This window comes from Pseudomonas sp. BF-R-01 (assembly GCF_019946615.1).
Classification (GTDB): Bacteria; Pseudomonadota; Gammaproteobacteria; order Pseudomonadales; family Pseudomonadaceae; genus Aquipseudomonas; species Aquipseudomonas migulae.
Map to the genome: position 1 here is coordinate 1 of NZ_JAGYFX010000133.1, position 14199 is coordinate 14199.

The window sequence follows — 14199 nt, forward strand, 5'->3', positions numbered from 1 at the left end:
GTATTACAGATACACCGCAGTGTCCAATTCGCCGGCAAGTCGGGTCGCCGCATCGCTGGCTCCTACAAGTGGTGTGTTGTATCAGAGGCTGGATTTCTGGATGACCTGCAAACTCATCTGCTCCAGCAGTTTGTTCATGTGAATGAACTGCGCGAAGCGTTTGTCCTGGGTCTGACCATGGAAGAAGCGGTAGTAGATCTGCTGCACGATGCCGGCCAGGCGAAACAGGCCGTAGGTGTAGTAGAAGTCGAAGTTGTCGATCTGGATGCCGGCGCGTTGGGCGTAGTAATCGACGAACTCGCGGCGGGTCAGCATGCCCGGGGCGTGGCTCGGCTGGCGGCGCATCATTTGTACTGGGGCCGGGTCGCCGGCTTCGATCCAGTAGGCGAGGGTGTTGCCCAGGTCCATCAGCGGATCGCCGAGGGTGGTGAGTTCCCAATCGAGTACGCCGATGATCTGCATCGGGTTGTTCGGGTCGAGGATCACGTTATCGAAGCGGTAGTCGTTGTGCACGATGCTTGAGGTCGGGTGATCGGCCGGCATTTTGTCGTTGAGCCAGGCTTTGACCACGTCCCATTGCGGGGCGTCCGGGGTCAGGGCTTTTTCGTAGCGATCGCTCCAGCCTTTGATCTGCCGCGCCACATAACCTTCGGGTTTGCCCAGATCACCGAGGCCATAGGCCTTGTAGTCGACCTGGTGCAGTTCAACGAACTTGTCGATGAAGCTCTTGCACAGGGCTTCGGTTTTCGCCGAATCCAGGCCCAGTTCCGGCGGCAGTTCGGAGCGCAGGATGATCCCGTTGACCCGTTCCATCACATAGAACTCGGCACCGATTACCGATTCGTCAGTGCAGTGCACGTAGGCTTTGGGGCAGTACGGAAAACCGTCGCGCAGTTGATTGAGGATGCGGAATTCGCGACCCATGTCGTGGGCGGACTTGGCCTTGTGGCCAAACGGTGGCCGACGCAGGACAAATTCCTGTTCGGGGTATTCCAGCAGGTAGGTGAGGTTCGACGCACCGCCGGGAAACTGGCTGATTTGCGGCAAACCGCTGAGGCCCGGAATGTGGGCCTTGAGGTACGGATCGATCAGGCTGGCATCGAGTTCTTCGCCGGAGCGGATACGGGTGGACTGGTCAGTAAGCGCCATGCTTATCCCTTCTGCTTATTCTGGAGGCCTGAGACTATTGGCTAATCTAATGTGCACACCCGGCACCGACAACCACGATCAGCCCTTATAGGTGAGCGTGTTGCCGGGCAATCATTGCTTTTGATACACCTGTTTGAATGTTGTCACAGCGCTGCCTGATTCGCATTGGCTGGCAGGGCGACTGGGGTGAGCACCGGTTCACCGGAAAAGAACGCCATCAGGTTGCGCCCGACCAGTTCGACCGTGCCCTGGGTCGCTTCCGGAGACAGTCCCGCGACGTGCGGCGTGAGGATGACATTGCTCAAGACTTTCAAGGCCTCAGGCACCTGAGGTTCGTGGTCGAAGACATCCAGTGCCGCGCCGGCAATGCGTCGCTGTTCCAGTGCGCCGATCAGATCGGCGGTTACCACGACACTGGCCCGAGCGATGTTGACGAGAAAACCGTTGGGACCCAGCGCGTCCAGCACCGGGCGATTGATCAGGTTTCGGGTGCCGATTCCGCCGGGCGTGGCCACCACCAGGAAATCCGTGACGCGGGCCAGTTCGGTAGGTGTCGAACAGAAGCTGTACGGCACATCGCTGCGATGCTGGCGGTTGTGGTAGCTGACCGTCATGTCGAAACCGTTGGCCGCGCGCCTGGCGATGGCCATGCCGACGGCGCCGAGGCCGAGGATGCCCAGGCGTTTGCCGGCGAGGGAAGGGCGCATGATCTTCGGCCACTCGCCCCGTCTTACGGCGGCGTCGCAGCGCGGGATATCACGCACCAGCGAGAGCAGCATCGCCATCGCATGGTCGGCGACCGAAGAAGCGTTGACGCCGGCGCCGTTGGTGACGGTCAGGCCCCGGTCGGCGGCGGCTTGCAGGTCGACGTGTTCGTAGCCGGCACCGATCACGCAGATGATCTTCAGCGCCGGCAGCGCGGCTATTTCGTCAGCGTACAAACCTAACGGGCCACGGGTCAGGACCGCATCGATCCGGGCGCCGTGGGTGGCAATGGCCTCGGCGCGCTCGGCGGGGGTCGGTGCCAGAATCAGGTGAAACCCCTGATGCTCCAGAATCGGCAAGTAATCATTGATTGTTTCAACCAGTACCAGAACGGTTGCGGGCATGCTGGGCTCCTGTGACTTGAAAATCCCTAGAGATTGCTGGCTTCAAAGTGCATTGGCAACGATCAAGGTCGCAGCGCTACCAGATGATCATAGCGGAACAGGAGGGAGAGGTTATGGCGCTGTCAAAAAGCTGCGCGCCGCGTCCAGAATCTCATCGGACAACGGATCGCCACGGGTCGCGCGGGCCAGCGTCAGGGCGCCGACCATCAAGGAGAACTGCACCAGCGCCTGCTGTCGATCGCGTTCGTCATCGCCAGTGTCCATCAGGGGGGCGAACGTGCCGAGCAATGAGTCGAGACCGTCCATGAACGTTTGGCGCAGGCCGCTTTCGGCGGCTTCGTGGCACATGTCACCGGCAAACGCCGTCACCGGGCAGCTGTCGCCCGGATTATCGCGGCTGGCTGCCGACAGGTAGGGTTTGATCAAGGCCTGACGGGCGGCGTTCTTGTCTTCATTGGCGGCGATCCAGTCTTTCCAGCGGTCTGCCGATTGCTGGAATGCGCGGCTACTGGCCTCCTGGGCCAAGGCTTCTTTGGACTCGAAATGCCCATAGAAACCGCCATGGGTCAGGCCCGCTGCCGCCATGACGTCGATGACGCTGATGCCATGCACGCCCCGTTCACGAAACAGCCGCGTGGCTGCCTCGACGATAATCTCGCGGTTGAGTTCGGCTTGTTTGCGGGAAACACGGGGCATTGGCGGCTCACAAAGATAAAGGATGGCGATCAGAGGGCGTACTGGGCAATTCCGTTGCCGAACGACCAGTTCTCTTTTTTCACTTCGACCAGATTAATGAAAACGTCCTCGAGGCGCACCGCCAGTTCAGCGTTAAGGCTCTCGGCGATGGTTTTGTAGAGCAGTTTTTTCTGCTCGACGGTGCGGCCTTCGCTCAGGGTGATCTGAATCACCACCAGTTTGTCGCTGCGGTCGATCCCCAGGTATTGCGGGTCAAAGATGAAGTGCTGCTCGTCGTGTTCGGCGAGGATCTGGAAATTATCGTTTTCCGGCACGCCGATGGCGCTGTGCATGGCGGCGTAGATCAACTGCCCGATGCGTTTGGCGTGGGTGGGGTCCTGATGCTTTTTGATGTCGATGCGAACCAGTGGCATGGAAGGTCTCCGGAAGGGATGCAGGTTTACTTAAAATACATGATGGCAAACCTTTATCAAGTCGAAGCTGGCTTTGGCGATGAAGCGTTTGTGCGTGATTGAGGTTCACCCGACATTGTAGGAGCCGGCTTGCTGGCGAAAGATTTTGGATATTGCGGTTTTCTTCCGTCCGCCATCGCTGGCAAGCCAGCTCCTCGTAGGGTTTCATTATTTTTTGGCACGAACCCTCCGAAACCAGTGGTGTTCAGGGTGATGACTATCATTTACCTTGGTTTTTCATTTCAGGAAAAGTGGTACAAGCCTGTGATTTAGCATTTTTGACTGGTCTGACGGAACTGGCCACACTCGTTGATGCAATTTTCGCGTAAACCTGCGCCGAGCGGCCTATCACCTTTGCAAATGACAAAAAATGAAAGGCAGCTACCTATACAGTCGCGATTTGATTTGGGAGGGATATCACAAATGCTTAACTCAGATGGCAAGTTTGTGAGGAAGGAGGTTTGCGTGAGGGAATCGTGAAAGCAGTTTTTGTTGACCATCTGTCGACGGTGAAATTTTTCCAGACAGTCTTCTGAACGTTTGGATTCTATAAAAATTATCCTCCGGCTCCGGATTTCCGTATCGCTGGTTATTAACTCTTAAATCAAAGCACGTCTAAGGCAGGATGCGATATGTCGCATGCTTTTCTCTCACGCACTAAGATCAATTATAACGTGCTGACAAAAGTTCGTATTCGATGCTCGTGGATGATCTGATTTTAATTGATAAGTTTTTTGAGGGGACGTTCGGCGTGGTTAGGGGCCATGAGCAAAAGTTACATGTTAATGCTGCTTAGATCGAAGCTCGTCGAGTTGCTCGATTGAAAATAGTCCCGGGTTTTTCGCAGGATGAAATAAAGAATTATCTAAAATTAACTCCTTCTTTAAAATCAGGTGTCTTATGTGGCGAAGTGGAACATTTAAAATTAATGCTGCTTTCTCATAGGTAACATAGTTTTTTAGGATGAGGCAAGCTTTTTTGCAGCCTTTTTTAGTTATGTGTTTGCCAGATCTAAATGTTTTATAGGGGATTAGCTTATTCGCTAAGAAGCTATTATAAAAGCGGCTTTTTGAAATTGAGAATTTTTCGCATATTGAGTTTATATTTACACAGAATTCAGAACTGTCATTGGTTGTATTTCGTTGTTGTTTTGGTAGTTGTGCTGTTGCTTTCTCTTGATTTCTCAAAGATTTTAAAGTGTTTGTGGGGATGCTGTTTTTTTTGTAGATGTGGATTTTTCCAGAGTTTACGAAGGGGCCGCTTATGGGCATTATTCCAACGGACGTCAGTAGTTGTGAAGCTTTCGTAGAAGATACGTTAAGTTGCTTTGAGAGTTCTGTAATACGGAGATGGTTTTTGCCAAAGTCTAACGTATCTTGTTTGGAAATAAGGTAGCGACCTCGCTGGCCTCTAAAGTGGCAAGGTATGATTTTTTTGCGAATCAAAAGATTTATTTCGCCTAATGGGATGTTTAGCAATTGTGCACATTCGTCGCTAGTTAAGTAATCAGAGGCGTAAGGTGGTGCTATTTTAGGGACGTCAAGTCGTTTGGCTTGGTGGGCGGAGCGGAGGCGAAAGTTTTTGAGAATAGTGAAAAGTCGGAGTGTCAACGATTTTTTGATAATGATGGTGTCCTGAATGAACTTGCATTTTTTGTATTGAAAATGGTGCGCTAGTATTGCATCGTTGATGTCGGCTATTGGGATTCCCCAATCACGTGATAAACGATGGCTGCACACGTAGCGTTGGTTGAAAGCGTAAATATTTCTTCCAGTAAATAGAAAATCTGATCCTGGTGTTGTTAGCTTGGTGTAGCGTGTCTTGGAACCCAAAAGGTTAGAACTTAGCGCCAATATATTTATCGCTTTTTCTGGAAGATCAGTAAAGTATGCAACGGCGCTGGTGGATAAAGCCTGTTTGTTTCGAGGGTCAAGAGTCTTCTGATGAAGAGCGTCTTCGAGCTTTTGATCGGCTGTCACGGTTTTTTTTAAGTTTACTGCATCTTCAAGGCTGATTTTGGCTCCTCGACCCATGCCTTTGAACAACGCGTGATGGTATTTTAATTTGTACCAAACTCTTGTTGATACACCAATATAATTCCTCAGCTTATCCATGCTGAGTGCGATTCTCGCTACAGAGGCTTTCTGCTCAAAGGTTGTCGAAGTCAGCCGCTGCCGAAGCGTAGCAGCGAGAGTTTCGGTGAGATCCGTCTTGAAAAAAGATAAGACAAAATCAATTTCTGCTGCTGTGCTGCTGGGTAGGCAAGTATGGATTGCATTTATTATATCTTCCACGTCTTTACGGCAAATCGCTATGGCTAATGCTCGCCGACCAGATTTCACAGCATCGTCGCTGGTATAAGTTTCAAGCTCCAACGTCGTAACAATTCGTTGTATAGTCGCTATTTGTTCAGAATTGCCAAGCTGAAACAATTCCAGTAAATAACGATCGAGATTATTTTCCGGTCCTGGCAATGTTGGGCTGACCAAGTTTTCGCCACAATCGCAAACGTCTGTGAGTTGCATTTTCCATTGTAATTTACTGCCGCAAAAGGGGCAGTTGAATAAGAAGGCGCAATTGTGAAACGGGCAGCTGGAAAATAACTTTATATCTCTTGGGAATTTTTCATACCCTTCTTTCAGGCACTGAGTGCAAAGTGCAGACCGCTCATGTCTCAGGTTTGAATATTGAATTTCTATGCCATTTATAATTGCGTTAGAGCGCTTCATAAGCGGGTATGTAGGTTGGTAAAAGTTAGCTTTGATACGCGCGGCGTATTTGGGCGCGCAAGATTGAAACGTCCTAGAAATTGCTGAGTTGGCCATTAAATAATTACCTTTAGATGTTTGGCCGGTCGCTTTTCGTAAATAGGATAGGAGACGAGTGCAATTTTTGAACCCATTTGCTCTCGCGGTGCGCTGAATGGCGCTAATGGGACTTTCGTCGGGTAAAGGTAAAGCTATGAAGGAAAGGTAGGATATTTTCATTTCTCGGCGCTCGTTATTTCGACGAGGATGTTTTTAGTAACCTCAAATGGATTCCCTGCTGGCAAAATACAATTGTCATGCCGTGTGATTTCAAAAGCATATGCAAAATCTTCACGCCGTAAGATTGCGTCTCCTCGATACAGAGAGAAGGAAAACGCATTCGACAAATGCAGCCTTATATCTTCCAATATCCCTCCGGATGCAACAAATAATGGAAGCGCAATTTCAGATTCGTGCAAATGGATGCCTTTCTCCAAGTGTCCGATTTCATACATTTTTTTATCAAGTCCACGCAACACAATTTGAAAGTCAGAATTTGGATCTGTAAGTTCGAGTTGGAGGGGGTCGAGACGGGCAAAAAAAGGAAATCGGCGCCGAAGTATGCCTTTTTTGTAAAAAAAATCTTCAATTTCTGGCGTGCCAAGTATGACGAACGGGATGCCGGTACGATCAACAAGTCGTGCGACACAGTTCATTACATCAGTACATGCCTGTTCTGCTTTTTTGACTGCAAGCATTTGAAATTCGTCTAAAAATGCCACTTCCACTTTCTGTAGTAAGATCTGGCGGAGCGCTCGTTGAGTCAGCTCAAATGCATCCCCGGAATATGCTTCAAATTCCAGGGACTCCAATAGAGCTTTGGCGAAGGATTTGATCGTCGCTTTGGTAGGAAGCCCACAGTACATTGTAGGCCGAATATTCCATATCCCTCGATCATCTTCCCCCGTACTCTTCGGAGGGTAAGTTGACATGATTTGGTGCGCCAATGTGCTCTTTCCACATCCAGACTCTCCTACAAGTACTACGCAAGACGGGATACCTCGCATTTGCGTGGCTTGAATAGACCGCATGACAGTCATGTAGGCAAGGTTATAGGCCTTGTAGTTGATGATCTGAGCCTCGAAAACCTCTAGTTGCTTACTAATATCAATCATTTTTCAGAACCTCCGAGACGTCGCCTACAGCGGGCGCGGAGTACATACCAAAGAACTTCTCGATATCGGTGGTAGGAAGATAAGCGTTATTGGGCGGAATGGGACGGCGAGGGTTATTCGGCGCGGGGCGTGCCTGACTAATTTTTTCGTCCGTTTGTGCCGCTTTACGGCGACCTCGTTTGTGTTCGTAGTCGTAGCGTTCCTGCATGATGCGGGTTCTGTGATCGCGTGCCTCTTTAAAGTCGAGTCCCTTAGCTGCCTTGTTTTGAGCGGCGTTTAACAGCAGATGCAGGTCTAGGGTAAGACCGTCCTGATAACTTATTTCACAGCCTTTGGCGCGGAACTCTTTTTCGGGATAATCGGGGTGGGTAACCACCACTTCCCCGAGGTCGCTTGCGTCGTAAAAAATAGTGAGACGCTGGTCCTTGGTCCCCAGATCGTGGAGGTTTTTCAGCTCACCGCAGCTCCATTGAAGGTTTTTGAAACGGACTCTGCCTTCGACGAGTTTGGAGCTTGTTTGGCTGAAGAAGAGGCGGGACATGTCCTCGGAAGTGATCAGCCGCAAGGGCGGTTGCTGGTTGGCTAGCTTGTCCCACATTTTGTTTGGCGACGTGCCAATCCCGCGATGCCGACGCTTGTGATAGACATTTTCCAGCCAATCCTCAAAGCGCTTCTTAATGACCTCAAGGGTGTAAGTCGCCTTTTTCTCTGAGGCATATTCACCGCGCTCCTTAGGGCAGGAGAAGGTGGTACCGCGGAGTTTGTGTGTGAGCCCAGTCGTCAGCGTTCTGAACCAACGCTCTACGTGAGGTTTTTCGTTGGGGCGCCGAACCCGGCAGTAAGTGATATTGGGCCCGAGCAAGGGGAAGAGACCATCCAGCGCATCTTTTTTGGTGTTCTCTGAGCCATTGTCCAGCCGGTATTCTTCGCCGACACCCACCCGGTGGAGGGAGTCCTTGAGTGCGCGGATCGTCTTCTGTGCCGAGGGGGGGTTGATCGAGATGTCCCAACCAATCACACGCCGAGACGCGACGTCCAGCAAGATGGTGAGCGCGGCTTTGCCGATGGTGTCTCCATACTCATTGACCAGTTCGATATCCAGAGTGTGGGTATCCCCTTCAATCCGCTGCAGGAGACGGTATTGACGTCTGAGCTTCACGCTCCATCGGCTGGCTTTGATTGCTTCCTGCGGGCCTTTTTGTTTGAGCAGGCGGCGAAACTCACCATTTTCCTTGATCCGTCGACGGAGGGTGCTGTCGGACGGAATGATGAGCTGGTCAGTAGGCGGCCGAAGCGCGTTGTATGCTTCCAGATTGGACTCGATCGCCCCAATGATGTCGCGGATCGATTCGGGTTCCTCTATGTAGTAGTACTTGTCCAGGCACTCCTCGATCGTTTCTCGAGTGATCTCCGGCAGTCGCTCCCATTGATCCTTGTGTAGCTTTTTCAAGGGGATCAATGCGGTCACCGATTCATTGCGTTCCAGGTAGCGGTGCACCCAGTTACGCAGCGTGTTGAAGCACGGCGGGCTGGTGTCACCGATGATGTCATGCACCTCGACGATCAGTGCTTTGCAGGCTGTCCTTGGCAACCGGCTATTGAATCGTTCGACGGCGGCTCGCACGTATGCAATGCGGCGATCGAATGCCACACGACTGTCCTGATTGAGGGCTGCCACGATCTGGGGGTATCGGCCAGAAAACGGAGCTTCACGCACCTGTACAAACCGTTGGCGTTTCGCGGCTTGCTCAAGGCGCTCGAGCTTCTGCAGGCGCATGTTCGATGGGTGCGTGCTGCTGTGCAGTTCAACGATTCCGCAGGACACGTTCGCGATCACGTAGACATGCCCGTTGTAGCGGTACTCCTCACCGACAATCAGTTCAAGGCCACCTGCTTCGTTGTTCATGACCGTGCACTCGTTAACGCGATGGCAGACGTGCGAGTGATGGGAAGACGTAGGTCGGCGGTTGCTCCCCCGTAGAAGAGCTGGTAGGCAATGTCGCTGAAATCAGCACCGGCGTCCAAGAGCTCCTGGACCGTGCAGCTGTTGTGATGCTTAAGGAGATCCAGCGCGAGGCTGGAGCCTTGTGCCTTGAAGGTGAAGGAATAGCTGTAGAGGTAACGCCATTGAAGCCGTTCGCAGTAGCTGATGTTCGTGTACGGCAGGCAAGGGCAGAAGAGATAGCCCATCTCCCCGAACCAGTCTTCATGACGAACGAGCTGGTCTTCACAGCCGTCGGACATAAACCTGGCGGTTTCGAAAAAAACCAGCCCCAAATCATCACCATAGGCACATACGGCAGGGGTGTACCGAAATGCCCGGCTGGGCTGAATCAACGTGTATGGGGTTGGCTGGTAGTAGCGGATGTCGCGTCTGCGTTCCAGCATTAGGCAGAAATCCAGCAGGGTGGGCGACATCCGTAAATGGTTGCCATTTTTCCTTGAGTGGAACACCACCAATTGCTTAAAGGGCGATCCGCAGCGCCGTGGTTTGGCCAGGTTCACCGGGTCGTACGAGGGATTCACGCCGACAAAGCCGATCTCATTGAGGCCCGGTTCCCCAAACTCAACCGCTGCCTCACTGGCTATGACCTGGCGCATATTCGTGATGATGACGGGCGTTTCAACCTCAATAGCGTGTTGTGTGGCGCCGAAGGTTCACTGGGCTTTGTGGTCGAGGCCGTTCTGAATGTGTTGCCCATTCCCGAATACTCGGTGCTGGTGAATGTTCGCTACGCCAGTTTTATGGATGCGCTGCGGGATGCGCGCTCGTTGATCGAGCACAAGCCACTGTCGATCGAGACTGTCGACTCCAAAGTGTTGCTGCTGGCCATGCAGGACATCGTCTGGCACAGCGTTGCCGAGTTTTTTCCAGAGGACCCTGATCGCCCAACACTGGGCATTAACCTAGTCGAGTTCAGTGGAGACAAAATCCCGGAAGTCGAAGACCGGGTGGCAGCGTTCATTGAGCATTTGCATACGGATCAAACCGTAGAACGTCTGGGTCACACATTGGCGCAGGGTGAGGAGGCCGTAAAGCAAGTCTATGCCATGCGCAAACGCTCAGTCGGCTTGCTGGGCAACGTGCAAGGCGAGGTTCGGCCCCAGCCGTTTGTAGAGGATACGGCGGTACCGCCCGAAAACCTTGCGGACTACATCGCCGAGTTTCGTGCGCTGCTCGATGGTTATGGCTTGCAGTATGGAATGTTCGGCCATGTCGATGCCGGTGTGCTGCATGTGCGCCCCGCCCTGGACATGAAAGACCCTCTGCAAGCGGCATTGGTTCGTCCAATTTCCGACGGTGTGGCAGCGCTGACCCAGCGTTATGGTGGGTTGCTTTGGGGAGAGCACGGAAAAGGCATTCGTTCTGAGTACGCTCCGGCATTTTTTGGTGAGCTTTATCCTTCCTTGCAGGCGGTAAAGTCTGCTTTCGATCCCCACAATCAATTCAATCCCGGAAAAATCGCCACACCATTGGACAGCCGCGAGACATTGATCAAGATCGATGAGACCGTCATGCGAGGCGACCTGGATCGACAAATAGACGAGCGCGTCTGGAACAGCTATGAGTCTGCGGTGCATTGCAATGGCAATGGCGCTTGCTACAACTACGATCCGAATGATGCGATGTGTCCATCCTGGAAGGCTACCCGGCGGCGTCAGGATTCACCGAAAGGGCGCGCGTCACTGATACGTGAATGGCTGCGCCTGCAAGGCAATGCAGGTGTTGACGTTCTTTCAACATCGATACGGCGCTCGCACTTTCTTAGAGGCTTGCCACAGCGTTGGCGCAACAGCCGGGCTCAGCGAGAAGGGACTATGAAGTTTCAATTCGAAACGGAGGCTCAGCGGTTGATGACCTCGAGATCCGAAAAAGCCTCGAATCGTTTTCTTGATGTCGCCTTGCAATTGGGTTCCTCGAGCGAGCCCATAGGCAGGATCGCCGGGGCGTCAGGCAGCCCCGCATTGAAACAACTAGATCTGCCGGCGCTGCTTTCACTCGTCATCGATGCAGTTTGTCAGGCTGGGCAGCTTCTTGTAGCAGAATGGGAGCGGGTAGAAGGGCCAAGAGGGCACGGTGACAAGGCAGTTGTCGATGTCGAAATTGAAAAACTTTTACGTCAGCAGCTACTTGGTTTGTTTTTCTGCGACTTTTGGGGGGAGGAAACTGGCCATACCCTTACAGGACACCCATGGTGTTGGGTTGTTGACCCCAACGATGGCACGAATGATTTTTTGAGAGGGCTGAAAGGTTCAGCTATTTCAGTCGGCCTTCTTTACAAACACATCCCAGTACTAGGCGTGGTTTATGCTCCTGTGACGGAAGAAGGCATTTCGGATTGCATCGCTTGGGCTGAAGGATCGCCTGCTTTATTGCGTAATGGGCAGCCCTTAGTTTGTAAACTTCTGGACCTGCCTTGGTCGAGCGGTAGCCGGGTCATGCTCAGTTCCGCTGCCGTAAACAAATCAGATATCAATCTGGAGCTCTGCTCACCTAGTGGCTTTGTCGCGATGCCCTCGATTGCCTACAGGCTTGCGAAAGTGGCCGCAGGTGACGGAATTTGTGGTGTCTCTCTCTACCCAGTTTCTGCACATGACGTCGTTGCAGGTCATGCATTGTTGAGAGGTGCGGGTGGAGTCCTGCTCAATGAAAATGGGATGTCAATTCAATACGTAACGGACAAGGACATGCAAGTGGTCTCACGTCGCTGCTTCGGAGGAGTGGAAGCTGTGTGCAAGACATTGGCCGCTCGGGATTGGGATCGTGTTTTTTCTGTTGATGACAATTCCCTGCCAGTATAAAAACGCATGGTTTCGCTGCTATACGACAGATCAGCAAAAATGGCTTCGATGCGGGCCCCAGTATTTACTTTTGTCAGAGGAGTTGCAGCCCGGCCCAAAGTATCGAGAAGTGCTCTAAATCCAATCAATAATGAAAAAATTTCAAAAAATACTGAAAAACTACGCTCCTACAGGGTGGTGTTCGCTCCAGATTTGCTGATCCGCACAACCATTCCTCAGCTAAGTCTTTGCTTCTGTTCATTAATCCCGGAGAATCGCGCCCCTGTTTCGGCCAGGGCGCTGCCTGTCGGATTTTTCCGACTCGTCCTGGCCGGGTAGCAACTGACCGGAATGTGGAGATCCCACCGGATGAATGATCAGGCCAATAGCGTTAACGAACGCTATGTAGCGGCGAACCCTGTCAGCCTTGAGGGCTGGAATCGTCATGACACCACCTGGATGCTCGGCCTGTTTGGCACGGCCATCGGGGCCGGTACCCTGTTTTTGCCGATCAATGCGGGTCTGGGCGGTTTCTGGCCGTTGCTGGTCCTGGCGCTGCTGGCGTTCCCCATGACGTTTTACGCGCACCGTGGCCTGACCCGCTTCGTGTTGTCCGGTCGTGAAGGCGCGGACATCACAGAAGTGGTGGAAGAGCATTTCGGCATCAAGGCCGGTGCGCTAATCACCTTGCTGTACTTCTTCGCGATCTTCCCGATCCTGCTGATCTACAGCGTGGCCCTGACCAACACCGTGGGCAGTTTCCTTGAGCATCAACTGCACATCATGCCGCCACCGCGCGCCGTGCTGTCGTTTGTGCTGATCCTCGGCCTGCTGGCGGTGGTGCGTTGCGGCGAGCAGGTGATCGTCAAGGCGATGAGCCTGATGGTGTATCCGTTCATCGTGGCGTTGCTGTTTCTGGCGGTGTTCCTGATTCCGCACTGGAACGGCGGCATCCTCACCACGGCATCGACGCTGCCTGAGCCGTCGGCGCTGCTGCACACCTTGTGGCTGGCGATCCCGGTGATGGTGTTCTCGTTCAACCACTCGCCGATCATCTCGGCGTTCGCGGTGGACCAGAAGCGTCGCTACGGCGACCACGCGGAAGAGCGCAGCTCGCAGATCCTGTCCCGCGCCCATGTGTTGATGGTGGTGATGGTGCTGTTCTTCGTGTTCAGTTGCGTGCTGACCCTGTCGCCGGCGCAACTGGCGGAAGCGAAGGCGCAGAACCTGTCGATCCTGTCGTACCTGGCCAACCACTTCAGCAACCCGACCATCGCGTTTGCGGCGCCGTTGATTGCGTTTGTGGCGATTTCCAAGTCGTTCCTCGGGCATTACATCGGTGCCAGTGAAGGTCTGAAAGGTCTGATCGTGAAGAGCGGCAAGCGTCCGGCACCGAAGACGCTGGACCGTATGACCGCGGCGTTCATGCTGGTGGTGTGCTGGATTGTGGCGACGCTGAATCCGAGCATTCTGGGGATGATCGAGACTCTCGGTGGCCCGATCATTGCGGCGATTCTGTTCCTGATGCCGATGTATGCGATCCGCAAGGTGCCGGCGATGGCTCGTTTCCGTGGTCAAGCGTCGAATGTGTTTGTGACGGCGGTTGGTTTGGTGGCTATTTCGGCGTTGATTTATTCGCTGAGCGCTTGATTGTTGTTGTTTGCTTGATTGGTTGAGATGACGGCTGATCCGCTTTGCGGGTTGGCCGTTTTTTTGTGCGCTGGTTTTTTGAGGGGGGGGGCATATCCGTTGCTGCGGTCACGGCTGCTAATGGTTTCGCCCTTACGGCGAGTCACTTGGAGAAGCGCCAAGTAACCAAGCGCTCTTGCCCCTTTCGTTCGGTGGCTCGCTAATGCTCGCCATACCCTCGCTCCGGTCCTGCTCCGTGGGCCCGCCGCCATCGGCCATCCATGGCCGGGGGCGGCTAACCCGGCATCCATGCCGGGTTGCCCACTGCGCAGAACCTGCGCTCGGCCTCTCGAGGGGGCGCTCAGATCAAAAGCGGAAGGCGAGCTAACGCTCGGCCTGATGAGTGGTGGAAATCAAAAGCGCATGGAATTCCCTGTAGGAGCCGGCTTGCCGGCGAAAA

The 14199-nt window shown here is 53.3% G+C and carries 9 protein-coding genes and 1 pseudogene; 2 read left to right on the forward strand and 8 right to left on the reverse strand.

Annotated features, from left to right (window positions below):
• Positions 1-81 precede the first annotated feature (81 nt).
• The 8 genes from KGB27_RS28435 to KGB27_RS28470 all read right to left on the reverse strand — a co-directional run bounded on the left by KGB27_RS28435 (position 82) and on the right by KGB27_RS28470 (position 9746).
• Entirely contained in the window at positions 82-1149 is a 1068-nt protein-coding gene (locus KGB27_RS28435; RefSeq protein ID WP_008036793.1) for a phosphotransferase family protein, read from the reverse strand.
• A gap of 143 nt (positions 1150-1292) precedes the next feature.
• Complete coding sequence (locus KGB27_RS28440) at positions 1293-2258, reverse strand: 2-hydroxyacid dehydrogenase (RefSeq protein WP_008036794.1); 966 nt, start codon at positions 2256-2258, stop codon at positions 1293-1295.
• A 111-nt stretch (positions 2259-2369) separates the two neighbouring features.
• Positions 2370-2954, reverse strand: a complete 585-nt coding sequence (locus KGB27_RS28445) for a TetR/AcrR family transcriptional regulator (RefSeq protein ID WP_223557194.1) — start codon at positions 2952-2954, stop codon at positions 2370-2372.
• A 29-nt stretch (positions 2955-2983) separates the two neighbouring features.
• On the reverse strand, positions 2984-3367 hold the full coding sequence (locus tag KGB27_RS28450; RefSeq protein ID WP_008036811.1) for a tautomerase family protein: 384 nt from the start codon (positions 3365-3367) through the stop codon (positions 2984-2986).
• Positions 3368-4188: 821 nt separating this feature from the next.
• Positions 4189-6393, reverse strand: a complete 2205-nt coding sequence (locus KGB27_RS28455; RefSeq protein ID WP_223557195.1) for a TniQ family protein — start codon at positions 6391-6393, stop codon at positions 4189-4191.
• A complete protein-coding gene (locus KGB27_RS28460; protein WP_223557196.1) occupies positions 6390-7328 on the reverse strand; it encodes a TniB family NTP-binding protein in 939 nt (312 codons plus the stop codon). Before KGB27_RS28460 ends, KGB27_RS28455 begins: the two co-directional genes overlap by 4 nt.
• Positions 7321-9234: a hypothetical protein gene (locus tag KGB27_RS28465; protein ID WP_223557197.1), complete on the reverse strand. Its 1914-nt coding sequence runs from the start codon at positions 9232-9234 to the stop codon at positions 7321-7323. Before KGB27_RS28465 ends, KGB27_RS28460 begins: the two co-directional genes overlap by 8 nt.
• Positions 9231-9746 (reverse strand): hypothetical protein, encoded by a 516-nt coding sequence (locus KGB27_RS28470; RefSeq protein ID WP_223557198.1) that lies wholly within the window; start codon positions 9744-9746, stop codon positions 9231-9233. The genes KGB27_RS28465 and KGB27_RS28470 overlap by 4 nt, the downstream gene beginning before the upstream one ends.
• 45 nt (positions 9747-9791) lie before the next feature.
• Here KGB27_RS28470 and KGB27_RS31455 point away from each other — a divergent pair.
• Together KGB27_RS31455 and KGB27_RS28485 are read left to right on the forward strand one after the other, a co-directional pair.
• A pseudogene (locus tag KGB27_RS31455) lies at positions 9792-12131 on the forward strand (inositol monophosphatase family protein); the annotation flags it as partial.
• A gap of 348 nt (positions 12132-12479) precedes the next feature.
• Positions 12480-13760, forward strand: coding sequence for an HAAAP family serine/threonine permease (locus KGB27_RS28485; RefSeq protein ID WP_223481953.1), 1281 nt, complete (start codon positions 12480-12482; stop codon positions 13758-13760).
• Positions 13761-14199 lie beyond the last annotated feature (439 nt).